The sequence below is a fragment of the Mesorhizobium humile genome, from assembly GCF_033977215.1.
Taxonomy (GTDB): domain Bacteria; phylum Pseudomonadota; class Alphaproteobacteria; order Rhizobiales; family Rhizobiaceae; genus Mesorhizobium; species Mesorhizobium humile.
In genome coordinates this window covers 87,206-112,544 of record NZ_JAVIIV010000014.1, presented here as the reverse complement: position 1 = coordinate 112,544, position 25,339 = coordinate 87,206, and the positions used below count along the sequence as shown (strand labels likewise).

Genomic DNA, 25,339 nt, shown 5'->3' with positions numbered 1-25,339 from the left:
TTAGATCGATCTGGATTCCAGATGGATTTCGGCACTAATCGATATTTGACCCGCCGCGACCGTCGCGATGAAACTGGCTCAAGCGAGTTGCCGGTTTCAACGTCGAACGGCACTCGCATGGCTGGAATTCACACAAGTGGAGCACGCGATGTCCGACGCCAGGAGCCACGAGCTCTTCATCAACGGCAAATGGCGGCCCGGTGGTAGCAGAGCCACATTGCCGGTGATTAATCCGGCAACGGAGAAGGTATTTGCCTCGGTGGCCTCGGCGACGGTGTCGGATCTGGATGAGGCCCTGGCTTCGGCAGAACGCGCCCGCAAGGCTTGGTCTTCACGGCCTGCAAAAGAACGTGGCGAGATCCTGGTAGCAGCCGCAAGAATCTTGGCAACGAAGATTGAATCAGCAGCCAGGGACCTGACGGCCGAACAAGGAAAGACGATTGCCGAAGCGACAGGTGAGTACACGCGTGCCGTCGAAACGCTGGAATGGAACGGCAGGCATGCCGAAGAGCTGTCGGCCCCTATTCCGATGGGGCCGAACCGGATGATCGTCCCGGAGCCGCTCGGCGTCGTTGCTGCATTTACGCCCTGGAACTATCCGGCCGTCCTCATCGCCCGCAAGCTCGCCCCGGCGCTGGCGGCAGGCTGCCCGGTGATCCTCAAAGGGGCTGAAGAGACACCGAGCGTGGCTGTCCATATCGTTGAATCATTGCGCCAAGCAGGCATCCCTGACGGCGTGGTGAATCTTGTCTTCGGTGTTCCGGTGCACATATCGCGGCATCTGCTCGGTTCGCCAATCGTGAAGGTGTTGACTTTCACGGGCTCGACGGCGGTTGGAAAACAGCTGGCCGCACTAGCGGCGAATAACTTGCAGCGTTGCGTTCTTGAACTCGGCGGGCACTCTCCGGTTATTGTGTGTGAGGATGCCGACCTGGGAAAGGCCATCCCGGCAATTTCTGAATACAAGTTCGAGTGCGCGGGCCAAAGCTGCAACGCGCCTAGCAGGATCCTGGTCGCGCGGCCACTCTACGAGGAATTTCTGACCCGGATGACGGAGGCGGTCCGCAAAATCGGGATCGGCCTACCAGACGACGCTGCAACGGACATGGGTCCGATGGCGAACGCGCGGCGAATCGAGGCCATGCAGCGCCTGACCAAGGATGCGGTCGAACGCGGCGCCCGCATCGAGACTGGGGGCGCCCGCCTTGACCGGCCGGGCTTTTTCTGGCCGCCAACCATCCTGACGGGTGTACCGAAGGAAGCGAGCGTGCTGCACGAAGAGCCGTTCGGGCCAATTCTCACCGTCGCGCCGTTCGACACACTCGAGGAGGCGATCCAGGAAGCCAACGCCACTGAGTATGGCTTGGCAGCTTACTTCTTCACGAACACTGCTGATGTCCAACGCAAGCTGACCAACAGCCTTTCGGCAGGGGCTGTCAGTGTGAATTACCTGAAAGGGGTTTCCGCGGACGCGCCTTACGGGGGTGTCAAGCAAAGCGGCTATGGATATGAAGGCGGCGAGCAGGGGGTGCGAAGCTTTCAAATCCTCAAAATGGTCAACGGCCTCGGCTCATTTGGATGAGATCCTGTGGGAAATAGAACACGGACCATCGCCGGCAAGGACATCACAAGGAGCGTGGCAGACGCCCTTCAGTACATCTCGTACTACCATCCTCCAGATTATATCCGCTCTCTTTCGCAAGCGTATGCGCGTGAACAGAGCCCGGCGGCGAAGAATGCCATCGGGCAGATTCTGCGGAACTCCCGCATGGCGGCCTTCGGGCGGCGGCCGATCTGCCAGGACACCGGACTTGTGGTGGTCTTCGCAAAAGTCGGCATGGACGCCCGCATCAGGTCAACAGTCGGTTTCGCAGACCTCGTGAATGAGGGCGTCCGTCAGGCCTATCTCGACCCGGACAATCCCCTTCGGGCATCGATCGTTGCCGATCCGCTGGCCGGACGGGTCAACACCCGTGACAACACGCCGGCGGTCGTCCACGTCGACCTTGTACAAGGGAACCAGATTGAGATCACCATCGCCGCAAAAGGCGGCGGGTCAGAGAATAAGGCACGCTTTACCACCTTGAACCCCAGCGGGTCCATTTCCGACTGGGTGGTCGATACTGTTTCGACGCTTGGCAGTGGGTGGTGTCCGCCCGGCCTGATCTCCGTTGGCATCGGTGGTAGCGCTGAAAAGGCGATGCTGCTTGCCAAGGAAGCCATGAACGAGCCCGTCGATATAGCGGAACTGATCGCCAGGGGGGCGTCGAGCGCGGAGGAGGCACTGCGGATTGAACTTTATGAACGGATTAACGCGCTGGGCATCGGCGCTCAGGGCCTTGGTGGCCTGACGACAGTCGTCGATGTCAAGGTTGCGACCTATCCTACCCATGCGGCGTCCAAGCCCGTGGCGCTCATTCCGCAATGCGCCGCCAACCGGCACCTGAAGTTTACCTTGGATGGCTCTGGACCAGTCAGGCTGGAGCCGCCCGACTTGCGCGAATGGCCCGACATTGGAACCGACGAATTGAGTCCAGGCGGCGTTCGCCGTGTTGATCTCGATGCGCTGACGAAGGAAGAGACGGCATCGTGGCGCTGTGGTGAAACGCTCCTTCTGTCCGGAAAGATGCTGACAGGCCGTGACGCCGCCCACAAGCGAATGGTCGAGTTGATCGACGCCGGCAAGCCGCTTCCATTCGATCTGCAGGGACGCGTTATCTACTACGTTGGACCCGTCCGCGCGGTGAGAGACGAGGTCGTCGGGCCGGCTGGCCCAACAACCTCCAGCCGTTTGGACGATTTTACGGACAAGATGCTCGCCAAAACCGGGCTTTTCGCAATGGTGGGCAAAGCGGAGAGGGGGCGGACGGCGATCGAGTCGATTGTGAGACACAAAACCCCGTATCTCATAGCAGTAGGGGGGGCTGCCTACCTGATATCAAAATCGATCAAGTCAGCGCGGCTCATTGCCTTTGAAGACCTGGGCATGGAAGCAGTCTATGAATTCGAGGTGCAGGATATGCCTGTCATCATGGCTGTCGATGTTGAGGGAAACTCCATTCACAATTCCGGGCCCCTTGAGTGGCGCAAGCGCATGGCGGCGGACAGCATCGCACGCAACATTGGCGTTTGAGCCTCCGACCAAGTTCGGTTGGTTGGCGTCAATTCCATTGTCGACAACGGCTAAGAGCAGAAGGTCATGAAGTCGAAACCCAATCCTGCGCGCCTGGACGCTTGGGACTTCCGCATTCTCTCAGAGATTCAGTCAGACGGCCGGATTTCAAAAAGCGAGCTTGCAAAACGCGTTCATCTTTCGGCGTCGGCCTGCTCGGAGCGGCTCCGTGCACTTGAGGTCGCAGGGATTATTGAGGGATTTCACGCGCGACTGAGTCCGGCCCTCATCGGCGGCATGGTCTTCGTCATGGTGGAGGTCGTATTGGATCGTCATCGCCTCGAGGACCAAAGACACTTCGAGACCGCGATCCAAAAATATCCGGAAATCCTCGACTGCTGGGCTATCGGCGGGCGGATCGATTATCTAATGCGCGTCGCATCTCTGTCCATGGCTACCTATCAGGATTTCATGGAGGGACTGCTGCAGGCAGGCTTGGGGATCGATCAATATTATAGCCTTGTCGTGACCAAACCCGTGAAATCCAATGCGCCGATTCCCTTGTCTTCGCTAACGCAACGGTAAACTCCCCAGGCCCTTGGTTTCCACGGGATTGGATCCTCATTCCGCGAATTCCGTGGCTAAACACGCGCATTTCCGTGAAACACAAAGGGACGCTTCCCCTATAAGAGGCGGCTGGTCGGCGTCTCCACAGTCGAACGCGGCAAGAGGATGGTGCCGCCGAGCAACCTGGAAATCGAGCAACTGCGAGAGAAGGATCGAAGCCTATGGCTCCGAAAGAGAAGTTCAAATTCAAAATCGAAAACGAAAATTACGAATGGGACAACCAGTTCATAACCGGCGCTGAAGTGCGAGGCTTAGGCCCTGGCATACCAGATAGCATGGACCTTTATGTGAAAAGGCCGGGCCAGCCCGGTCAGCCGGTTGGGCGTGGTGACTCAATCGATTTGCGGTCTCCGGGGATTGAAAAGTTTTACGCCCAGGATGCTAGTTCCGAAGCCGGAAACCAATAATGCCCCTGTTGTTCGATTCCGACTACGAGATACTCCGCAAAGCAGGCGTGGATTTTGAGGAAGAAGACGGTACCCGTTTTCTTATATTCAAGAATTTTCCGCTGCCGAAAGACATCTACACGGTAGATGAAAGGCCTGCTGATGCGGTCGATGTGTTGTATGTAATTCCGCAGAATTACAATAGCTCGGGCGGAGACATGTTCTGGGTTCACCCACGCCTGCATCGGACTGATGGAAAGCCAATACCAAATACTGGCGGGCCTCGTCCAAATGAGGATTCGCGTACGCACAACGGGCTAGTGTTCTGTCGGTGGTCCAGGCACTGGCATAACAAACCTTGGAAAGCAAAGGTCGACAACATCCAGACAATTATGGACCGGATCTCATGGGCGTTTAAGTACCCTGACGCGAGGCGCTCATGAGCGGACATCGCATTTCAATTACCGGTTCTTTCGATAACAGGCTGAAGAGCTGGTTGACGGGGCACCTGGGCGGTCACGAACGGGGCGCGCTGGTTCTCTTTCGCAAGATGGACAGGACTGTATCGGGTCTGCCGGCGTCTACACGTTTTGTGGCTGTTGATGTGATTGAGATGGACGGTGACTGGGTGTTGGACAGCTCCCCAGTTCACCTGCGCATTAATCTGCGCAAGTTTCAGGACATCTACCTTCGTTGCGAGCAGGAACGGCTTGAGCTGGGATTCGCACATAGTCATCCAGGAGGAATGCTGGATTTCTCCACGAAAGATGATCAAAACGAACAAAGCATTCTGAGGGGGTACGCTGGCTGCAACGGCCCTGAAGTATCGCTTGTTGCGATGATTCTGGCCGACGGACAGTGGCGTGCGAGAGTTCGGCCGGGTGCGGCTCCTCAACGCGTGACTGACGTCCGTCATGTCTGTGTGCTCGGGACGGAGCTCGCAGTTCACATCAACGAGACAGGCGACGCTGTGCCATCGGAACTGCTACGGCGTCAAGAAGCTGCCTTTGGCGAACCATTCAACGAGAAGCTCAGATCGTTGCGCGTAGCAATCGTCGGAGGTGGCGGAACCGGGTCTTCAGTCGCCACACTCATCGCCCGCGCGGGTGTAGGCGAACTCATCGTTATTGATGGCGACTTGCTCGAAGAAAGCAATCTCAACCGCGTCCGCGGATATCGCCGTCGCGATATAGGCGAGAGCAAAGCGGCCACGTTAGCGCGATACATCCGCGATCTGGGCCTGACGTTGGGGGTCGTTGCGATTGAGGCGTATGTGAACGAGTCTCCAGAAGCGGTCGATGCGATTTCGAGCGCCGACCTGGTGTTCGGCTGTACAGACGATGTCGCTGGAAGAGAAGTTCTCAATCAAGCAGTGTACTATTATTGCCAAGCGCTTATCGACTGCGGGCTCGCCGGCAATATTGGTGTTGACCAGGAGCGTCAGCCGTACCTACGCGATCATAGAGGCCGGGTTAGCACAGTTCTTCCCGAATCTGGTAGGTGCTTAAGATGCCAAGGCGTCGTCACCGAGGAAAAGCTCAGTTACGAGAGTGCACTGAAGGCGCGTCCGAATTTGGTGGAGCTGGATCCAGAGACGCTCCGGGAAGAGTACTATCTGGTCGGGGGCGGGGAGCGGGCGCCCGGGGTCGGCCCCTTCACCAGTGCGACTGCCGACATGGCCGTCGCGACATTGTTTGATTTGCTGCGCCCCTATCGGCGGCTTCCGAGCGACATTCGCCGCGACAATATATGGTACGACTTTGTGCATATGCTAATTTACAGCAATATGCCAAAGGACAACACAGGTTGTTTTTGCTGCGGTCCAAATGGTTTATTGCTCGAACCCGAGAATGGCTATCGGCTCAGAATGCCGTCACTCGGCAAGCTGTGTTGATTCACATGTGGTCTTGGCTGTTAAGATTCTTGCGGTGGGTAGAGGAAATCACTCTCGGCCCACGCAGTCTACAAACGTCCGAGCACCGAAATCCTTCTGAGGCACCATCCGCGGAGATATTTTTCGCACGCAGTGATGTGGTTGAAAAAACGCCTTCGAATGACGCGGTTCGGCCGGGACAGTTCATCAGCGTCATGCACAAAGGTCGACCATACTGGGCGCTCTTTAGGTGCCCCTGTGGGTGTGGCGATGTGGTTTCGTTACCAACGCATCCGCCACATAACCCCAGGTGGCGCATTGAGGTGAGCGTGGAGGGCCGGCCAACGTTGCATCCCTCTGTTTGGAGAACCAAAGGATGCCTAAGCCATTTCTGGATTAGCGAAGGAAGAGTCTACTGGTGTGACGACACGGGTGTCGAGCCTTGGCGAGCCCGATCAGACCTATATGAAAGAAAAATTTAGAGCGCGTCCTGGAGCGACTGCGACGTGACGCCGGCCATGCGGCGCTAGCGCGGTCACACTACTGCGGAAGAGAGCCGCAAGCTCAGGAGCTGCACCGCGGGCCAGAAGCGCCACGTCACCCCGGCCATTAAGGCCAGGTGCGGCGCCACTCGACCATCGAGTCCGTGACCGGCCACATCAAGGCCGAGCACCGGACAGGCAGCAACTATCTTGCCGGCCCAGCCGGCTGGCCCTCAACGCCATTCTGGCCTCAGCCGGCTGTAATTTGTCCCTCGTGCTCTCAGGTGTTCATCGCGATGAGCATCCCCGCGGCCGCAATTGCGAATGCATTCCATTCGTCGCCGACGAAAGGTTTGATGCGCTCGGCAACGAGAGCGATCTCGTAAGCTCGTAAGCCAGCTGAGACAGTGCGGCAACGGGCAGGCCAGCTACACGCAATGACGATACTGGGCCAAGCTGCGTCCACCGGAAATTCGATGTTCGTGGCTCCCAGCCAAGGCCCAGAGCTCGCAAACTTAGCAAAACGGTGCGTAGATTGTTGAACAGCGCCGTCCGCTCCGCCACCAGACTTATTGCTTTGACCGGCACGAAGCGCATCGTGGTGGCGTCGCCGACTCGGCGTCGCAGTCGTCGTGCTTGTTCGCTTTCACATATGGCCGAACCAATTCCGACGACGCGAGGGACGCCATCGGGCAGATTCTGCTGAACTCCAGCACGGCGGCTTACGGACGGCGCATCTCGTACCACCATCTCCCGCATCTCCCGACCGTATGCAATACCTTTCGCTGACATACGCGCGCGAACCGAACTCGGCGGGCCCGCGTGCAATAAAGGGCTAGTTTCGCTGATCTCGTGAATGAAGGCGTCCGCCAGCAAATCTCGACGAGCCTTCGCGTGACCAAACCTATGGATTTCAATTCACCAATCCCATGCCCGCAACAAGGCAACGGTAAACGCCGAGGGTTTGGTTTCCACGGCTTTTGGTCGCGATTCCGCGAATTCGTCGGCGAATGACGTGCATTCCCGCGAAACTGGAGAGGCGTTTGCGGTATGATAATTGCTTAAGGAGGCGGCTGGCCGAGTGCCCTTCGCCAATCCATCGCGAGGAGAGGGACTATGCGGTTGAGCAATCTGGGAACCGAGCAACTCAGAGAGAAGGATCGAAGCTTCGTCTTTCATCCGTCTACGCATTTGGCCAAGCACAGCCGAGGGGAGACCCCAAATCGGATCATGGCCGGTGCGGAAGGCGTGTACATCTGGGATACGGAAGGCCGAAAGAGCCTCGACGGTTTCGGTGGGCTCTACTGCGTCAATATGGGATATGGCTGCACGGAAATTGCCGAGGCCATTGCGAGGCAAGCACACGAATTGCCGTTCGCCCATGTCTATGCAAGTCAAGGAACAGAGCCAGTCGCACTCTTGGCAGAGGCTGTGGTCGAGTATTTTGGCCAGAACATGCGAAGGGTCTTTTTCGGCCTCTCCGGTTCCGACGCCAACGAAACCAACATCAAGCTGGTCTGGTACTACAACAACATTCTAGGACGCCCTGAAAAGAAGAAGATCATCTCGCGACATCGCGGTTATCACGGGTCTGGGCTGGTCACCGGGAGCCTGACGGGCCTTGCCTTCTTCCATAATTTCTTCGACCTGCCGTTGGATCTGGTGCGCCATACCACGACGCCGCACTATTATCGCCAGGCGCTTGACGGCGAAAGTGAGGAGGCGTTCTCCCGCCGTTGTGCCGACGAACTTGAAGCCCTCATCCTCGCCGAAGGTCCGGAGACGGTTGCGGCTTTTATAGGCGAGCCGGTGCTTGGGACAGGCGGTATCGTTCCGCCCCCAAAGGGATATTGGACAGCCATTCAAGAGGTGCTGGATAAGTATGATATCCTTCTGATCGCCGATGAAGTGGTTTGCGGCTTCGCGCGAACTGGTGAGAAATTCGGTTCCCACCTCTATGGCATGCGTCCGGATTTCGTCACCATCGCCAAGGGTTTGAGTTCGGCCTACCTGCCCATCTCCGGATCAATCATTGGCGACCGCGTCTGGTCGGTCTTGGAGCAAGGAACAGAGAAGCACGGCGCGCTGGGCCATGGCTGGACATATTCAGGTCACACCCTTTGCGCTGCGGCCGCGCTGGCCAATATTCGACTCCTAAAGGAAAAAAATATCTTGGAGCATGTCCGCGATGTCGGACCGTATTGGCATGCCCGCATGAATGCCGAACTGGCGGGACACCCCATCGTCGGCGAAGTTCGTGGTGTCGGAATCCTGTCCGCCGTAGAGTTGATGCGGGATCCAAAACAAAGGATCCCGTTTGAGCCCGATCTCCAGGTCGGCGTTCGCGTTGCCGCTGCTCTGTTCGAGAACGGTGTCATCGGCCGCGCCATGCCGCACGGCGATATCCTCGGCTTTGCCCCGCCTTTGATCATCACCCGGAAGGAGATCGACATAATCGTCGACGCAACCGCGAAATCGATCGAGACGACCTATCGCGCGCTGAAGGCCGAGAATGCGATCTGAACAGACCGCCGAGGGAAGCGAGCCCGGGTCGACGCCGTCCCGGGTAACCAAGTGGTGGTCCCTGGGAGAATTTTCCCACGGACCAGACATTTGACGTCAGCTTGGCATTAGAACTGGTCGCGCATTGATGTCCCATTGGTGAAGACGGGTTGACAGCGCGTTTTACCGCCGAGCCGACCGAAACCGCTAAACTTGAAGCCGTCAGATTCTAAGCATGCTTCAGACTTCGATCGCAAGCGGTAACCAAATCAGTTCTGCCGCCGCTGTCCTGTTGCCCAACGACCGGGGCGTTTGTGCGGCGCGCCCTGCCGGTGTACCTCCCCGCCGGCAGGGCGCCTTTTTTGATATTTGCGTGATTGTAGCGCGTCCGGCAATCGACAGTTCGAGAAGGAGGTCATCTGCATATCCGGATGGCACATCGAGCTTCGATATTTCCATTCACCATGGCAAACGCCCACAATGGCAGCTTCGGACCGGGGCTTACGGCAGCCGGCCTCGAGGTCGCAGACACCTCCTTTCATATGATCGAAGGTCCGGAGAGTAGTCACTGCGGTGAATTTTCTCCAGCGTCGGATCTCGGGGGCAAGTCTTCTCGCCGTAGCTGCTACTCTAAGTCCCAGGTTTAATTGAAACAGCCGCAGGAGAAAATGCAGCTCGTCTTCGAAACTTTGCTGGATCAGTTGTCTTTGAGCGTTGATGAAGTCGACTTCCATAACGCACTGGCCAGCGCCGCCGGCGCCTTCGAAATTCCCGCATTCGCCTATCTGTCTCTGGTGTCTCATCGCGTCACAAAACCCAGGCTGATATCAAACTATCATTCCGGCTGGACGTCGCACTACTTGCGCCGCCAATATGAAACGATTGACCCGGTCATAGAATGGGCAAGATGCAGCGAATGTCCCTTTCAGTGGGGACCGGGATTCGGCCATGCCGGCATTTCAACGCGACAGCAACAGCTTTTCGATGAGGCTGCCGAATTCGGCATCTGCTGCGGACTGACGATTCCACTTGTCGATTCTCGCGGCGGTGTCGCTGCCATGACCTTCGCGGCAGACAGGCTCGATCCGACCTTCCTGCGCACCGCCGAGCAATATGAACAGGCGCTCGAGATTATGGCGATGTGCTTTCACATCTCTGTTCGCCGCAAGCTTTCAGGTGGTCTGGCGGTGGATGGTGTTTCGCTGACGCCCCGTGAGTACGAATGCCTGCAATGGACGGCAAGGGGCAAGTCCGCCTGGGAGATCGGCTGCATCTTGGGGATCAAGGAGCGTACGGCCGCTTTCCATCTGGACAATGCCAAGAAGAAGCTCGGCGTGCGTACCAAAACTCAGGCGGTGACGCTCCTGGCCTCCTCACGATCATCAATCCTCTGAGGAACAGAATCCCTCTTTGATCTACCTGTGCAAATGCACAGGCAGTTGCGGCATGAAGGTTCACCTCCAATGGCAGGCTCATACGTGTGAGGAGACCATAACGATTGAGCGTATTGGGGCGCGAGGGCTTCAGAAACGTGCCCCTTTAGTGTCCTTGGCCTGTGATGTTGGCATAGGTGGTGCCGAGGATAACCGCGGCAAGGTCGCTATCGGGCCGGATGCAAACCCTTGTCTCCGCCACCACCGTCATGGCACAGGCGCGTGCATCTTTGGTCCATTTATCGGCTGGATGATTACTATTCAAACAATCAATTTTACCGACGTAACCAGATCCCATTAGAGGATCCTGAATTACAGCGCGTTGGGTATCCCTCGTCGTGATTGGTGCGTCGACTGAGGCTGCCGGAAAAATTCGGAGACGGCATGTGCGGGATTGTTGGTATCGTTGGGCAACAGCCCGTGTCGGAGCGGTTGGTCGACGCCTTGAAGCGTCTGGAATATCGCGGCTATGATTCCGCCGGCGTTGCGACGATCATCGGGGGCGCCTTGCAGCGCAGGCGCGCTGAGGGCAAACTCGTCAATCTCGAGACGAGACTGAAGGCAGAGCCGCTAAACGGCTCCATCGGCATCGCCCACACGCGCTGGGCAACCCACGGAGCGCCGACGGAACGCAATGCGCACCCGCACTTTACCGGCGGTGTGGCCGTCGTTCATAACGGCATCATCGAGAATTTTGCCGAACTGAAGGAGGAATTGGCGGCGGCAGGAGCCGAGTTCCAGACCGACACCGACACCGAGGTCGTCGCGCATCTCCTGGCGCGACACCGCCAGGAGGGGATGGGGCGAGGTGAGGCGATGCATGCCATGCTGAAACGCGTCAAGGGCGCCTATGCGCTCGCGATCCTGTTCGAGGATGATCCGTCGAGCATCATGGCGGCGCGCAATGGACCACCGCTGGCAATCGGCCACGGCGACGGCGAGATGTTTCTGGCATCCGACGCGATCGCGCTTGCCCCCTTCACGAATGTAGTCACCTATCTCATAGACGGCGATTGGGCCGTAATCGGCAAGGGGGGTGCCGATATCTTCGATATCGACGGCTACCCCGTAGAGCGTCCGCGTCAGACCTCCATGGCCGCAGCTTATCTGGCCAACAAGGGCAAACATCGCCACTTCATGGAGAAGGAAATCTACGAGCAGCCCGAGGCCATCGGCCATGTGCTCGCCCATTATGTCAGCTTGATAGAGAATCGCGCCGATCCGGTTCCTAGCTTCGATTTTGCCAGCATTCCGAGCCTGGCGATCTCTGCCTGCGGCACCGCCTACCTCGCCGGACTGATCGGAAAATACTGGTTCGAGCGCTATGCTCGCCTGCCAGTCGAAATCGACGTTGCGTCCGAATTTCGCTACCGCGATATCCCGTTGTCGCCCCAGTCTGCTGCTCTTCTCATTTCGCAATCTGGCGAGACCGCCGATACGCTTGCCTCGCTGAGATACTGCAAGAAGCTTGGACTGAAAATTGGCGCGATCGTCAATGCCGCCGAATCGAGTATCGCTCGGGAGGCCGACGCGGTCTTCCCGATCCTTGCCGGCCCGGAGATCGGCGTCGCCTCCACTAAGGCCTTCACCTGCCAGCTTGCCGTTCTTGCCGCACTTGCCATCAGCGCCGCCCGGACCCGCGCAACGGTAACCGAAAATGAGGTGCAGGCGCTGGTCCTAAGCCTTGCCGAAATGCCGCGCATTATGGGCCAGGTCCTGAACAGCATCCAACCTAAGATAGAGCTTCTTGCTCGCAAATTATCCAAGTATCATGACGTCCTGTATCTTGGCCGTGGTACCAGTTTCCCACTCGCGATGGAAGGTGCGTTGAAGCTCAAGGAGATTTCCTACATCCACGCCGAGGGCTATGCGGCGGGTGAATTGAAGCACGGTCCGATCGCATTGATAGACAAGAACATGCCGGTTATCGTCATCGCGCCATTTGATCGCTTTTTCAACAAGACAGTCTCCAATATGGAGGAAGTGGCCGCCCGTGGAGGGCGCATCATCCTCATCACCGATGAAAAAGGAGCAACCGCATCGAAGCTCGACACGATGGACACGATCGTGCTGCCAGCTGTAGACGAGATTATCGCGCCGATGATCTTCTCGCTGCCCATACAGCTTCTTGCCTATCACACAGCGGTCTTCATGGGCACAGATGTCGACCAGCCGCGCAACCTCGCAAAATCAGTCACCGTCGAATGATTGTGACGCGCTCATAGCTGGGGCGGTCCATCGGAAACGCATTGGGTTCGCGGCCGATGGATATGCCGACGCCCAGTGCGCATGAGACCGAAAACAAAAATGGTGTTAGCAATCACCGAAAACATCCGTGAAGTCGGATTGCCGCTGTATTTGATGCCCGCGCGCCTGGAGATCGCCGCGAGCGGCAATGGCGCCAAACGATTGTTGTCAGGAAGATTGATGTCGAGAGGGAATGCCGGCCGTAGCATCCTGCTCAAGCGGCAAAATCATCACCACCGGTGGGTCTAATCACTCCCATTTCAGGCTTCGCGACCAGCGCCATTGAGCTCCGGTGCGAAATGAAAGAGCCCAGCACACACCGGGTCGCGGGTCGACGCGTCTAGTCGACCCGAACCAGCATGACCTGCTGACGCGCAGCGTGGAACGCCGGTTGTCTGGCGCCCAAAGCAGAACGATGGCGATACCGCGAGGTCGGCATTGGCCCCGGTGAAGGTAATGGCCAGCGCAGCGCCCAGAAGAGCCACCCCCCGCGACAATGCCTCCTTCTACGGCCGCGCGGGTCGCGTTCAGGGCGTCGACACGGTCCTTCTTTTTTGACCTCTGCCGGGCCAAATCGCGGTTCGGCCCGGCTGCGCAGGGCTATGAGCCCAGGTTTTTGGTCGGACCGATTGGGGCGCAAGGGCCCGGTGGCGCGCCAGCAGAACTGCGAGGCTAGTCTCTTGCTGGAGTACGCGAATGTGGACGTCGCGCTTTCCTAAACAGCTTTCACTAGGAGGAAGGAAGCTAGTCCTTGGCACGCCCCTGCAGCAGCCCTGCCTGTTCGGCCTCGCGGCGCAGATTCTGGCGCGGACGCGGGCCGATCTGCTGGATCACCAAGCCGGCCGCCAGCGAGCCGAGATCGCCGCATTCCTTGAGGCTGCGTCCGGTCGTGTAGCCGTAAAGGAAGCCGGCGGCATAAAGGTCGCCGGCACCGGTCGTGTCGACCAGTTCCTTGATCTTTGTCGCCTGGATGGTAACGGTCTCGTCGCCGCGCACGATGACTGAGCCTTTTTCGGAACGGGTGACGGCGGCGATCTTGCAATCTCTGCGGATTGCGTCGAGGGCCTCCTCGAAGGAAGCGGTCTGGTAGAGCGACTTGATCTCGTGGCTGTTGGCAAAGACGATGTCGACGGTGCCCGAACGCATCAGCTCGAGGAACTCGTCGCGATAGCGGTCGACGCAAAAGGAATCCGACAGTGTCATCGACACTTCGCGGCCCGCCGCATGCGCCAGCTTCGCGGTCTGGCGGATGGCTTCCTTGGCGCGCGGCGGATCCCACAGATAACCCTCGAAATAGGTCACCTTGGCGCCGGCCGCCTTGTCGGCCTCGGCATCCTCTGGGCCAAGCTCGACGCAGGCGCCGAGATAGGTGTTCATCGAACGCTCGCCGTCGGGCGTGACGAAGATCATCGAACGCGCCGTCGGCGGCTCGCCTTCGAGCGGCCCGGTATCGAAGGCCACGCCCTGTGCCCTGATGTCATGCATGTAGATTTCGCCCAGCGCGTCCCTCGACACCTTGCCGAAGAAGGCGGCCCGTCCGCCGAGGCTGGCGACGCCGGCGGCGGTGTTGCCGGCGCTGCCGCCGGAAGCCTCGATCGCGGGTCCCATTCGGCTGTAAAGCAGTTCGGCGCGCTTGGCGTCGACGAGGTTCATCGCGCCCTTGATGATGCCGTTGGTCTCGAGGAAAGCCTCGTCGCATTGCGCGATGATGTCGACAATGGCATTGCCGATGCAAAGCACGTTATATTCCGGCATCAAAATCTCCGCCAGCGATTGCCGGCTTTCTGCCACGCCGGCCGGGCGCGATCATTTGGGATGGGCTTTCCGCATGCCAATCTATTCGGCACGAGTCTCGCGGCGCTGCGACCGCGCCGTAAGTGCCAGCCTCTCCAGACTCAGGCTCTTCGCACCCGAAGTGCTCATAGGTCGGCGGCTTTGTGACCGGAAATAAATGCACCCGGCTTGACCTCGCTGAGCTCAAATAGCCTTTGGGATTCCTACCATTTTCAGCGATTTGGTGTTGCAAAGCCTCTGTGAATTTTCTGGAAGGACCTGTTACAACGCTCAACCGAAACGCAACGCTATGCCGGAGACGATCCGAGGTGGTAGCGGGCTGATGGTGCCGCGCGACGGGGCGGTGCAAAACGGCTATTTGACCGGTTTGCACTCCGCCGTCTGGCTGGTCTCAGTTGAATAACGGTGTCGTGAAGCAGATAACAGGTGCCCGCCTTGCCCCGCTAGACAGAGCGCGCGGAGGCCCGAGGCGGATTGCTGGCTTGACGGTGCAGCGCCGGCAAAGTCACCCGACTGGCGTGACCATTTCCGGTCAATCTCGCCAACGCGGCAGCGCGATAGGAAAATTCCCTACTCTGCTGCCGCTCAGGCGCAACAGCCCTTGTTAGGCGGAGGCTTGTCGGGTGTCTGTGGGATGTTCCAGATATGCATTCATCGATGGCTTTCTGGCCTCGACAGTCGGGTTGGGGCGTAAGCCTCCACTCGTCTAATCCCTGGCCTCCACAGCTTTTCCGACTTTGGGTTTACGCCAGCGACGTCGATCGAATGGGAACATAATGTAATCCCGCACGGTCAGCGGCTCGGGCTGGTTTCGCATGCCAACCTCCGGCCACTCATTCTTTTTTGGCCAGTATGCCGTTAGAAAAATCGTGTCCCAGATGGTTGTAAAGAACCCATAGTTTCGGTGCCGGTGACCCGGTTCCATCGAGTGGTGAATGCGGTGGAACTTATTGTCGCCAATGATGTAGCGAAGCGGCCCAAGATTGATGCGGGTACTTGAGTGCGAAAGATGGGCCTGGAACGTAATCAGCGTCATGGCAACGATGGGCACCACGCCAGATTCAAAGTTAATCAGAGCTAGTGGCAGTGCTACCAGCGCTGCGTAAACGAGTGGTTCGGAGATGTGATGATTGCAATTCCATGCCGTCAATTCGCGGATCGAGTGGTGCGTGGCGTGAAGCCGCCAGAGGAATGGAACAGCATGCTGAGCGCGGTGCATCCAATAGTAAAAGAAATCCCCAGCAATCGCGACTAACACCCCGGAAAGGACCGCCAATCCACTGCCGACGATTGCGTTGTCAGAGTGGAGCAACGTTGCGAAATTGATCGTTACCAGCGGCTTTACTCCTAGCCAGGCCAGACCAACAGCGAAGAAGTGCCAAATAAAGGCGCCCAATCCGAGCCGAATAAGCCAATTCCGCACGCCGCGAGCGTATGAGGCAAGACTGTATCGATAGGCCGGAACGGTGAACTCCAGCGCGGCGCAAATGGTGGCGAAGACCACCACCAGCTCGAGCGAGTTCACGAAGATCTGCGATATATGATTAAAATCGAGAATTTGCATTTGTTTGCTCCGGCGAATCGTTCAAGCTGCGCCAGCTTCAGGTCGGAACATCGAGGCAGTCATTTTCGTCATCAGGGCGAATCCAATGGTTAGTCGATCTCCGGCGCGGCCCGATAAATTCGAGGTCGGCACCCGAATTTGTATCCGCGCAGAAAGTACCAATTGCACCTGGCGGTCATGCAATTTGCTTTTCGTGCGCATTCAGCGGTGATTATTCTGTTGGTACGCGGGGCATCGCGGGAGCGGACTATGCGGGGTTCTCTTTGATTGGTAAAATCGATTGTTTGGATGAGAGGTATCCGTGTCCTAAATGGTCTGGAAAGCCCCTTGGGCGAGTTGGCTTGCCCGAGGCGACAGACTATGCGTCAGTGTTGCGGCGGCAACTAGCCACGGCCAAAGAGCGTTGCAAAAATCAGCGTAAGCGTCACGAGCACCGCACCGGCTGGCTAGTTGGTTGACAGAGGCAGGTCAGATGCGGGCTACATCGTGACGCTCACAAATCAGCAGCTCGGCGCGCAGGGGGTCGACGAGAGGGGTCATCGCGACTTGCTAATGTAATGCAGGCTTTTCGGAGAAGTCCGCGTCGTGCGCGATGATTTCGACAATGGCATCGCCGATTTAAAGCAGGTCACATTTCACCATCAACGGCTTTCTTGGTTTGCTAACGGACCCCCGGCTTTCTTCCATGCCGACCGGCCGAAGTCTGGTCATAGAAGGGGTATTGCGCGTTCTTTTGGCGCCGGGTTTCAAGGTGCGGCGAGCCCTGCCTCGCGCCGCAAATCGTCGGCTCTGTCAGTCCTCTCCCAGGTGAACTCGGGCTCTTCGCGACCGAAATGGCCATAGGTCGCAGTCTTGCGGTAAATCGGGCGTAACAGATCAAGCATTTTGATAATGCCCTTCGGTTTGAGATCGAACAACTCAGGAATGAGCTGCTCGATCCTTCTTTCCTCGACCCTTGCTGTCCCGAAAGTATTGACCATAACAGAAACCGGACTCGCCACGCCGATCGCGTAAGCAAGCTGCACCTCGCAGACGTCCGCGAGTCCGCTAGCCACCACATTCTTCGCAACATATCGGGCGGCATAGGCAGCCGAGCGGTCAACCTTGGATGGGTCCTTGCCCGAAAAGGCGCCACCGCCATGACGCCCCATTCCACCATAGGAATCGACGATGATCTTGCGTCCGGTGAGGCCGCAGTCGCCGCGGGGCCCGCCGACTACGAACCGCCCTGTTGGGTTGACCAGAATTCTGATGTCTTTCGTTTCCAGGTCGGCCGGCAGGACCGGCTTTATTATTTCCTCAATGACCCCCTCGCGAACTGTCTCTTGCGAGACCTGCTCATTGTGTTGCGTCGACACGACGATGGTATCCAGGGCGACGGGACGTAAGCCCTCATAACGCACGGAGACTTGGGATTTCACGTCAGGGCGCAACCAGCTAAGATGACCTGCCTTGCGGACATCTGCCTGTCTTTTCGTCAAGCCGTGGGCGAGTTGGATCGGCAAAGGCATCAAAGTATCGGTCTCGCGGCATGCATAGCCGAACATGAGGCCCTGATCTCCCGCTCCTTGTTCGAGATCTTGTCCCCGGCCTTCGTCAACCCCTTGGCTAATGTCGGGTGACTGCTCGGTGAGGGCATGAATGACGGAGCAACGCCGGCCGTCAAAGCCAACCGCCTCATCGTCGTATCCAATATCAACAATCGTATCGCGGGCCACTTGGCCGTAGTCGACCGTCACATCGCTGGTAATCTCGCCAGCCAGAACGACGGTTCCTGTCTTCACCAAGGCTTCACATGTCTTCACCAGGGCTTCACAAGCGACGCGCGCTTTCGGATCGAAGCGCAAGACTGCGTCGAGGATTGCGTCCGAGATGTTGTCGGCGAGCTTATCCGGGTGTCCCGCGCCAACCGATTCGGAAGAGAAAACGAACTGCCTAGCCATCAAATGCCTCGCTTCGGGTGTTGGAGTTTGCATGGGGCATTTTGCTTAGCCCGCTTTACCTGTCGGTGATGCCCGGGACCTCGAACGCAGCGCAGAACTCGGCAACGTCTTTTCGCACGCAGGCATGAACATCCGGATCGTTGGGCTGGCGACAGACCAGATCAACAAAGGCAGCGATTTGCACCATTTCCCCCTCGCGCATGCCCATCGACGTGACCGCTGGCGACCCCAAGCGAATTCCGCTTGTAACCGCCGGATCGCGCGGATCGCCCGGCACCATATTAAAGTTCGTAATGATGCCCGCCTTTGATAATCGCTCGGCATAGGCCTTGCCCGACAGTGGTCGATCGCGCAGGTCAAGGATGAGCATGTGGTTGTCGGTCCCCCCGGTAACCAGGTCATAACCTCGCTCAAGCAGCGCCTGGGCCAGAGCCTTGGCATTCTTGACGGTCTGTTGGCCGTAGATACGAAATGCCGGGGTCGCCGCTTCCTGTAAGGCGACTGCTAGCGCAGCGATAACATTCATATGTGGCCCGCCTTGCAGGTGAGGGAAGACCGCGCGATCAATCCGCCTGGCGAGATTGTATTTGCTCTTCGGATGATAGAGCGCCTGATAACGGTCCTCATTCCTCGACAAAATGAATCCACCGCGGGGGCCGCGGATCGACTTATGAGAGGTGCTGCTGACGACGTCGCAATGGCGCACGGGATTCGGATGCGCTCCTGCCGCAATCAGGCCGCTGATGTGCGCAATGTCGGCCACGAGATAGGCGTTCGCCTCCCGAGCAATTTCTGCCATTACCGCATAGTCAAAGACACGCGGATAAGCAGTTCCGCCGATCCATATGAGCCGCGCCCGTTCCCGCTTAGCTGTCTCGCGCAGGAGGTCATAGTCAATTTGCAGGGTCTTTTCGTGTAGGCCATAGGGGACCCGTCGGTAGTCGGTTCCGGAAAAGTTGATAGCCCAACCATGGGTCAGATGACCCCCTTCCGGAATGGGCAAGCCCATGACTTTGTCGCAGGGCTTCAAAAGCGCGCGATAGACAGCCTGATTGGCCGGCGAGCCGGAATAGGGCTGGACGTTGGCGTGTTCGCTTCCAAATAGTTTCTTTAAGCGCGCGATGGCGAGGTTCTCAAGTTCATCGACGATCTCGTTTCCCGCATAGTAGCGCGCACCAGGGTACCCCTCGGCGTACTTGTTTGTGAAAATCGACCCAGTCGCTTCGAGCACTGCCGAGGAGGCAAAGTTTTCAGAAGCGATTAGTTTGAGCGTCGTGCGCTCCTGTCGCTCTTGTCTCAGAAGCAGTTCGTGAACGCAGCTATCAACGGAGGCTAAGGAAGAGCGCCCGCAAGCGTCGGGCTGCGCCATGGCGCGTTCAGCGGAGTTGTCCATCATAGGCTCGCGCTCCAATTGGCTCGATCTATTTCACGATCAAGCAGGCTGTCCCCTTCGGCTGCTCGTTTCGTATCGCTTCGAGTCGTCGTAAGTCTCGTTCATGATGGCCATCGCAGTGGGGCAGGAGATCGACTAGCAATTGGACCAGACCGCCGTCCTTGTCTCCTGGTTTAAGATGATAGGAGCGCCACGGGCGTTGTTCGTTGCAGCAAAGAAGGTCGGCTCTGGCGAGTAGTCGGACGTGTCGCACAACGCGATCGCGACGCAGATCCAAAATGTCTGCCAGCTCGCAGACTGTTAGATCCGCATGCGCGCACAGGCCCAGGATTCGAAGGCGATCAAAATGCGCTGCCGCCCGTAGGCGACTGACCAGTGTCATCATTGTTCAGCATCAAACCACATGGAAAGAAGGGACACTCTTTGCACTGAATTTGTCATTTGGCGTTCTCCGCAGATGTTGCAGCTTTCGAACCAAAATTATCTCGTCGCTATATCACCAACCAGACGCTCTGAACGGTCGCGTAGATACGTACCTATTTCCACGCACGTAATTGTTTCGAACCGACAGTGATTGAGTTCAAGCAACCATGACGGGAGCTCTTCTTGCTATTTGCCTTTAGTTATAGATTTCGTGCGGTTCGGCGATCGCAGAATAGGAAGGACCGCGGTTTTGAGTCCTCTGGCTGACCTGATACATTGAGATAAGCCTACCATTCTCAGCAATGTCGGGTCGCTAAGAGTCTATGAATTTCTTTGAAGAAACTGTTGCAATGTCTGCTCGCCGAGATGCCGGGCATGATGGGCCGAGCCGCATAGTTTCAAACCAATGGGGCAACATGGTAGAGATGGAAGAATGCCAAAAACATCCTTGCGACGAAGCGCACCGATCGGGGTACGGGACCTGCGGCATTTGGACTTTGAAGACGTGCTCGACAAGTTCGAGGCCAGCAGTCGCAACAGCGCTGAGATGAACTCACAGGGCGTGAAAGCGCTTGATGGTGGTGCCCTTGGTTACGCTCCAGGCAGCGTGACCGTCGACGCCACTTCGAAGACGTCAAGCAGAATTGCCGACCCGACGCCGCAGGCGGTCAGGATGAGGCCGGCCATGAAAATGCGGTTGGCGCGTTCGTAGACCTGGCGTCGCAGCGAACTCATGTCGAGCAACAGCGATAGCGCCCGCATCTGCGAGGCTATGCCGACCAGGATTGGGACCACTGCGAACAGGTCGTAAAATCGCCAAGGCACTGGGTTCGCCGCCCAATGTGTGACGAAACCCAGCGAAAACGCCAGCAATATGCCGACGACGGTGATCGTGCCGTTGCGGAAGACGGTCTCGATCGGTTCTTCCTTGGGGTTATGCTCGTCCAATTTCCTCTCTCTGCAGGTCTGCGCATTAGTCGCACAGATGTGAACTGATCCCTAGGTTCCTTCGAAGGCTGGAGCTTGCCGACTTCGGGCTGGTCGCGGCATCGGGATTGATCAATGAGTCGACATTGTAAAACGGGAAATGAGCAAAACTAAGTCGGCATGGACGCGCGATGCTGACGAAGGGCGGCAGTTCCGAGCGGGCCGCTGTTGGCGCGCGGTGCTGAGGGGAACGACATGAAGTTCCGTCTGACCGTGTCAGCGGCATTGAGGAACGCAGGAATAGAGGTGAACGTAGGAATAGAGGACTTCGGCCTGCGGGGTGCGTCGAAATATCGGTAGAAATCCCAGGTGTCATTCAGCACCCGGACGTTGAATTGCGGCGTCGCTTCCTAGTGGACCAATGGCGGAAGGCGCCGGGAATAGCTCTCGAGCACGCGCCGGTACTCGTCTATCTGGTCCAGGAGGCGGCCGGGAAACACCACTCTCGGGCCGCCGGCATGAAAATTGGGCTCTTCTCTCGAATTCTTGTCCAAACCGGTCAGGGTCTATGGAAAATGAACCTGCTCCCTGAAAATTGATGCTGCAGGCTAGACGTTGCCGAAAACGGATTCCAGAATGTTGCTGAGATGTCTCACTCAAGATTTCCGCCTTCTTGGGCGACGACTGGCCGTCTCAACGCAGGGCTGGCAGCGTGCCGAACGTCTCTGTCGGAGCGAAACGACCGCAATGAGCAACATCTAGCCTGTTCTGGCGCCGCGATTTGCGCGATCGCGAAATCGTCACCGTGACCCACGGTCACCTCGCGACTATTGCCGGACCGCGGCAGGAACCGCCATCGCGTCAAGGAACTGGGCACGAGGGCGGTGCTTTGTCTGGGTAGTCGCTCAGGGCAACTCGGTTTCAGATGATATGGGGCGAGCGGCGAGGGTGTGGCATCCTTCGGCGCTCCAAGATCATCCAGCAGAAGGAGCGTCCCCATGTCGCAATCTTTTGACGCGAGCCGGTCCCTTACCGCTCTTGAACAAGATAACACGATCGTCGCCGTCATCGAAATGAGCAAGGCGAAGTGGCTGGTCGCCGCGCTGGTTCCGGGCTTCAAGCGCCAGCCGCTCAAGAAGCTCGATGCCGATGCGCCAGCTCTGTTGAAACTGCTGCAGCGCTGGCGCGACGAAGCCGGCCAGGCCGGGCACCCGATCAAGCGCATCGCCGTCGCCTATGAGGCGGCTGGCGACGGCTTCTGGTTGGCGCGCTGGCTGCGGGGACAAGCCATCGAGTCCACCCCGCCAGCGTTGCAGTGTCGTGCGAGCACCGCCGCGCCAAGACCGATCGCCTCGACACTGAGCTATTGATGCGTGCCTTTCTTGGCTGGCTGCGCGGCGAAAAGCGCCATTGCACCATGGCGGCGATCCCGACCATGGAAGAGGAGGACTCGCGGCGACCGAGCCGCGAGCGCGAGCGCCTGGTCGGCGAGCAGACGCGGCTCGTCAACCGCATCAAGGCGATCCTCGCCCGCTTCGGCATCCGCCACTTGCGGTTGAGCCTGCGCCAGGCTGCGGACAGGCTCGAGGCCATCCGTACAGCTGAGGGGACGGCGCTGCCGCATAACACCCGCGCCGAGCTCCACCGTTTCCTCGAGCGGCTCAGCCTGGTGCGCCAGCAGATCCGCGCCATCGAACAGGAACGGGAGCGCAAGCTCGCCACCGGCCCGGCGGCGGAAAACGACCCGCACGCGATGGTTCGCCTTATCGCACGCATCATCGGCATCGGCGTCGAGACGACGGACATGTTGGTCCACAAGATCCTGTCACGCGGCTTGCGCGACCGCCGCGCCGTAGCGCGCTATGCCGGGCTCACCGGGTCGCCGGACGAGAGCGGCCAGCGCCGCCGTGAGAGGGGGCTGGCACGTGCCGGCAACGCCCGCGTGCGGCGCGGCATGATCCAACCGGCGTGGCGGTTTCTGAGCTTCCAGAAGGACAGCAACCTCGCCCAATGGTTCCAGGCGCGCACGAGCGACGGCCGCAAAACCACACGTAAGACGATGATCGTGGCACTCGCCCGCAAGCTTTTGATCGCCCTGTGGCGTCTCGTCACCACCAGCGAGGTGCCGAACGGCGTCGTCTTGCGTTTGGCATCATGAGGGCACGTGGAAAAAGGAGAACAACGCATACCCCAATTGGCGGGCCTTTAGCAGGGTCTGCTGATGACGATCCGAGGTGGCGGCAACCCGAGGAATTACATGGTCTTTGAGCCGCGTTTCAGAATGGGCCCGCCGCCCGGAGCTTCGCCCCCGATGCGCATGCTGCATCATGGTCGGATCATCGGGATCCACCGCATACAAGTCTGCCGCGCGACCTCCGCGCCTGCTCATGGCGAGCTCGCCTCGGAATCCATCAATGGGTCCCGCAGGAAGGCCCCACCCCGTGGCTAGGCAGCCTGTCCGCCGTGCTCGTGACCGTCAAAGACAAGTCGCTTCGCGATGGCCTGCAGCCATCCTTGACCGTCACTGCGCGCGGCGGTCAGTCAGAAGGCCCAAAGGCCCGGGACGAGGAGATGGTCGCCAATCGGGCCGAGAAGGAGATGAGGAAAACGAACCAGGATCAAGCTTGACAAATCATAGCCCCATACAAGTAATGCTGGATGGTTCGGGATTCCCCACGGTCGAACGCCGCCAGGCGGCGGATCGGTGATGAAGCCGCTGCTCGGCCGCGTGCAACGACGTTGTATCTGAGCCGACGGCGAACCCTGGACCTCCTTGCAGGACCGAAACAGGCTCATGCGTGCCGCGGCTATGAGCGCAAGAGCATGAATGTCGCCTGCACATTCGCCCATGTCCGGATCTCGAACGTCATCCGGCCTGTGATCGAGGCTTCCAATCTCGCCTCGCTTCCATGCGATGCTCTCTTTAGGGCGTTGCGGGATTGATCCCCGCTCAATTACCTGGATGCAACTCTTCATCCGTTAGAACGAGCGTTGGAAACGCAGGATGCCGCCGACGCTGTCGTTTTTGTCGGCGTTAGTCCAGTTCACGTTGGAAGGGTTCACCATGCCGACGCCGAAGTCGCCGCAGTGGTCATAGTCAACTTCGGCTGTTACCGTGAAATCTGGAATGAGCATATAGGCGACGTTCATGGCGACACCATAGTTCTTAAGCTGATCACCCGAGACCTGAAGGTTGAACACAGTTGTCTCGTTGAACTGGTAAGTGGCGCCAGCCCAGAAAGCCCAGTTGCCGCCCCAAGTTTTGTAGAAGCCGCGGCCGTGCGCGGCGATTGCGTTAGTGGAATCATCGTTGAGCTTGCCATTGGAGCCGTAGCCTAACATTCCGAATAGCGACAGCTCGTTAGTGACATTGACCTCGACGCGGACTTTGCCGGCCACCGATCCGTAGTTGCTATCATAAGCAGCAACACCGGTGATCGCGCCCCACTGTTGTGTGTATTTCAGGCCGCCGACCACGTGCGGAACGTAGCTATCGACGGTGCCGGCCACGCCTTCGCCTTCTTCAAGCGAGACCACGGCCGAAAAGCCATCACCGGCGTCAAAGTAGTACTGGATGACGTTGGTTTCGAAATCACCGTAGGGAACGAGCATCGGATTGAGCACGTTGCCGGGATAGCCAATAAACATGTCGAAGGCCGACCAGTCCTTGCCAATTCGAAGGTTGCCAAGCTGGATCCAGGCGAAAGTCAGGCTGAGGTCTCTATTGGAGGCATAGTTTTGAGGACTGCCCGGATCCGAATAATCGTTGCGGTTACCAAAGTTCATGCGGGTTTCGGTGTAGGTCTTCAACGTGCCCAACTCGGTTTCCCGGTTCGTCCAGGTCTTCACTGTGAAGCGGGCATTCTTCTTCCAGGTTGCATTGGTGCTGCCGCCCTCGTGGTCGGTTGCCTTTGCCCCATCCAACGAGCCGACGTCACCCAAGGCGATGTCATAGCGGACATAGCCGCCGATGCGCAGGCAGGTTTCGGTGCCTGGGATATAGAAGAAGCCTGCACCATAGACGTCGCAGATCTTGACGTATTCGCCCGCGTCTGGCTCGGCGTCGACGGCGCGGGCATCGGAAACGGCAATCAGGGTCGCAACTGAGCCGAGAAGAAGACTCGTGAAGTTCATTTGATCTCCGTTCAAACATATAAAAGAGGAAGGACGTCGAAGAGCGGACCCTTCGCTTATCCCCGCGATCTAAAATGTGGCGCAATGCGCTGCGCCTTTCGCAGCGCGAAGAACCCGTCATGACAACGGTTCAAGAACAAAGGCGATGAAGCTAAATCATATTACAAACAATAGGGGCATTTATAAATATGTGAATTGCTGCAATACAGCACTGTGAATTCCCCCTTTTTGAGCCAACCGCCAAAGTGATGTCCGCCAGTTGTGGGCAGATCCTCACAACGACTTCCACAGTTGCATGCGCAAGTGACGTGCCAACCTGGCGACGCAGCTGTCGCTTGACACTGAAGTTTGCCGGCGGACCTTGGTTCGCGCTCCCTTCTCATTTTGCCTTGAGATTAAGCCGCGCCCGAAACGCCAGGTTTTGGACATGGTTCGTGTGTTCGATACGCGACAGGTTTCGTTCAAAGGCGACATCTTTTGTTTGTTGTGAGCCGCGATA

General features: G+C 58.1%; 17 protein-coding genes and 1 pseudogene. 12 read left to right on the top strand and 6 right to left on the bottom strand.

Translation table 11 applies throughout. From position 1 onward, the window contains the following. Positions 1–148: 148 nt before the first annotated feature. The 11 genes from RFM52_RS20870 to RFM52_RS20825 all read left to right on the top strand — a co-directional run bounded on the left by RFM52_RS20870 (position 149) and on the right by RFM52_RS20825 (position 12,911). Positions 149–1,582, top strand: coding sequence for an NAD-dependent succinate-semialdehyde dehydrogenase (locus RFM52_RS20870; protein ID WP_320297885.1), 1,434 nt, complete (start codon positions 149–151; stop codon positions 1,580–1,582). A gap of 6 nt (positions 1,583–1,588) precedes the next feature. Further along, positions 1,589–3,133, top strand: coding sequence for a fumarate hydratase (locus tag RFM52_RS20865; protein WP_320297884.1), 1,545 nt, complete (start codon positions 1,589–1,591; stop codon positions 3,131–3,133). Between the two features lie 66 nt (positions 3,134–3,199). Further along, positions 3,200–3,697, top strand: a complete 498-nt coding sequence (locus RFM52_RS20860) for an Lrp/AsnC family transcriptional regulator (RefSeq protein WP_320297883.1) — start codon at positions 3,200–3,202, stop codon at positions 3,695–3,697. Between the two features lie 203 nt (positions 3,698–3,900). After that, the gene (locus tag RFM52_RS20855; RefSeq protein ID WP_320297882.1) at positions 3,901–4,146 is read left to right on the top strand and encodes a multiubiquitin domain-containing protein; all 246 of its coding nucleotides are present in this window, start codon (positions 3,901–3,903) and stop codon (positions 4,144–4,146) included. Continuing rightward, positions 4,146–4,568, top strand: a complete 423-nt coding sequence (locus RFM52_RS20850; protein WP_320297881.1) for an E2/UBC family protein — start codon at positions 4,146–4,148, stop codon at positions 4,566–4,568. The genes RFM52_RS20855 and RFM52_RS20850 overlap by 1 nt, the downstream gene beginning before the upstream one ends. After that, positions 4,565–6,019 carry a HesA/MoeB/ThiF family protein gene (locus tag RFM52_RS20845; RefSeq protein ID WP_320297880.1) on the top strand — a complete coding sequence of 485 codons (1,455 nt, stop codon included), beginning with the start codon at positions 4,565–4,567 and terminating at the stop codon, positions 6,017–6,019. The genes RFM52_RS20850 and RFM52_RS20845 overlap by 4 nt, the downstream gene beginning before the upstream one ends. A 5-nt stretch (positions 6,020–6,024) precedes the next feature. Then, the gene (locus RFM52_RS32830) at positions 6,025–6,480 is read left to right on the top strand and encodes a ubiquitination-like system serine protease family protein (RefSeq protein WP_430699292.1); all 456 of its coding nucleotides are present in this window, start codon (positions 6,025–6,027) and stop codon (positions 6,478–6,480) included. A 1,116-nt stretch (positions 6,481–7,596) separates the two neighbouring features. Next, positions 7,597–9,003, top strand: coding sequence for an aspartate aminotransferase family protein (locus RFM52_RS20840; protein WP_320297879.1), 1,407 nt, complete (start codon positions 7,597–7,599; stop codon positions 9,001–9,003). Between the two features lie 647 nt (positions 9,004–9,650). Further along, positions 9,651–10,376, top strand: coding sequence for an autoinducer binding domain-containing protein (locus tag RFM52_RS20835; RefSeq protein WP_320297878.1), 726 nt, complete (start codon positions 9,651–9,653; stop codon positions 10,374–10,376). A 423-nt stretch (positions 10,377–10,799) separates the two neighbouring features. Then, complete coding sequence (gene glmS, locus RFM52_RS20830; RefSeq protein WP_320297877.1) at positions 10,800–12,623, top strand: glutamine--fructose-6-phosphate transaminase (isomerizing); 1,824 nt, start codon at positions 10,800–10,802, stop codon at positions 12,621–12,623. Between the two features lie 99 nt (positions 12,624–12,722). Continuing rightward, on the top strand, positions 12,723–12,911 hold the full coding sequence (locus RFM52_RS20825; RefSeq protein ID WP_320297876.1) for a hypothetical protein: 189 nt from the start codon (positions 12,723–12,725) through the stop codon (positions 12,909–12,911). A gap of 495 nt (positions 12,912–13,406) precedes the next feature. Here RFM52_RS20825 and RFM52_RS20820 read toward each other — a convergent pair whose 3' ends face one another. The 5 genes from RFM52_RS20820 to RFM52_RS20800 form a co-directional block, all read right to left on the bottom strand. Further along, a complete protein-coding gene (locus RFM52_RS20820; protein WP_320297875.1) occupies positions 13,407–14,417 on the bottom strand; it encodes an adenosine kinase in 1,011 nt (336 codons plus the stop codon). 745 nt (positions 14,418–15,162) lie between these two features. Then, positions 15,163–16,020, bottom strand: coding sequence for a sterol desaturase family protein (locus RFM52_RS20815; protein WP_320297874.1), 858 nt, complete (start codon positions 16,018–16,020; stop codon positions 15,163–15,165). 746 nt (positions 16,021–16,766) lie between these two features. Then, positions 16,767–17,963: a methionine adenosyltransferase gene (gene metK / locus RFM52_RS20810; RefSeq protein ID WP_320297873.1), complete on the bottom strand. Its 1,197-nt coding sequence runs from the start codon at positions 17,961–17,963 to the stop codon at positions 16,767–16,769. Between the two features lie 55 nt (positions 17,964–18,018). Continuing rightward, a complete protein-coding gene (locus RFM52_RS20805; protein WP_320297925.1) occupies positions 18,019–19,356 on the bottom strand; it encodes a serine hydroxymethyltransferase in 1,338 nt (445 codons plus the stop codon). A gap of 1,014 nt (positions 19,357–20,370) precedes the next feature. Further along, positions 20,371–20,727, bottom strand: a complete 357-nt coding sequence (locus RFM52_RS20800; protein ID WP_320297872.1) for a hypothetical protein — start codon at positions 20,725–20,727, stop codon at positions 20,371–20,373. A 977-nt stretch (positions 20,728–21,704) separates the two neighbouring features. On the opposite strand from RFM52_RS20800, the pseudogene RFM52_RS20790 reads away from it, so the two are divergent. Next, positions 21,705–22,864: pseudogene (locus tag RFM52_RS20790) on the top strand (IS110 family RNA-guided transposase). 821 nt (positions 22,865–23,685) lie between these two features. Here RFM52_RS20790 and RFM52_RS20785 read toward each other — a convergent pair. Beyond that, the gene (locus tag RFM52_RS20785; protein ID WP_320297869.1) at positions 23,686–24,840 is read right to left on the bottom strand and encodes a porin; all 1,155 of its coding nucleotides are present in this window, start codon (positions 24,838–24,840) and stop codon (positions 23,686–23,688) included. Positions 24,841–25,339 lie beyond the last annotated feature (499 nt).

Excerpts from the sequence above, each read along its gene's own strand:
- RFM52_RS20840 (WP_320297879.1), top strand. The coding sequence starts at position 7,597 with ATGCGGTTGAGCAATCTGGGAACCGAGCAACTCAGAGAGAAGGATCGA.
- RFM52_RS20835 (WP_320297878.1), top strand. The coding sequence starts at position 9,651 with ATGCAGCTCGTCTTCGAAACTTTGCTGGATCAGTTGTCTTTGAGCGTT.
- RFM52_RS20870 (WP_320297885.1), top strand. The coding sequence starts at position 149 with ATGTCCGACGCCAGGAGCCACGAGCTCTTCATCAACGGCAAATGGCGG.
- RFM52_RS20850 (WP_320297881.1), top strand. The coding sequence starts at position 4,146 with ATGCCCCTGTTGTTCGATTCCGACTACGAGATACTCCGCAAAGCAGGC.
- glmS (WP_320297877.1), top strand. The coding sequence starts at position 10,800 with ATGTGCGGGATTGTTGGTATCGTTGGGCAACAGCCCGTGTCGGAGCGG.
- RFM52_RS20785 (WP_320297869.1), bottom strand. The coding sequence starts at position 24,840 with ATGAACTTCACGAGTCTTCTTCTCGGCTCAGTTGCGACCCTGATTGCC.
- RFM52_RS20815 (WP_320297874.1), bottom strand. The coding sequence starts at position 16,020 with ATGCAAATTCTCGATTTTAATCATATATCGCAGATCTTCGTGAACTCG.
- RFM52_RS32830 (WP_430699292.1), top strand. The coding sequence starts at position 6,025 with ATGTGGTCTTGGCTGTTAAGATTCTTGCGGTGGGTAGAGGAAATCACT.
- RFM52_RS20820 (WP_320297875.1), bottom strand. The coding sequence starts at position 14,417 with ATGCCGGAATATAACGTGCTTTGCATCGGCAATGCCATTGTCGACATC.
- RFM52_RS20845 (WP_320297880.1), top strand. The coding sequence starts at position 4,565 with ATGAGCGGACATCGCATTTCAATTACCGGTTCTTTCGATAACAGGCTG.
- RFM52_RS20860 (WP_320297883.1), top strand. The coding sequence starts at position 3,200 with ATGAAGTCGAAACCCAATCCTGCGCGCCTGGACGCTTGGGACTTCCGC.
- RFM52_RS20825 (WP_320297876.1), top strand. The coding sequence starts at position 12,723 with ATGGTGTTAGCAATCACCGAAAACATCCGTGAAGTCGGATTGCCGCTG.
- RFM52_RS20855 (WP_320297882.1), top strand. The coding sequence starts at position 3,901 with ATGGCTCCGAAAGAGAAGTTCAAATTCAAAATCGAAAACGAAAATTAC.
- metK (WP_320297873.1), bottom strand. The coding sequence starts at position 17,963 with ATGGCTAGGCAGTTCGTTTTCTCTTCCGAATCGGTTGGCGCGGGACAC.
- RFM52_RS20805 (WP_320297925.1), bottom strand. The coding sequence starts at position 19,356 with ATGGACAACTCCGCTGAACGCGCCATGGCGCAGCCCGACGCTTGCGGG.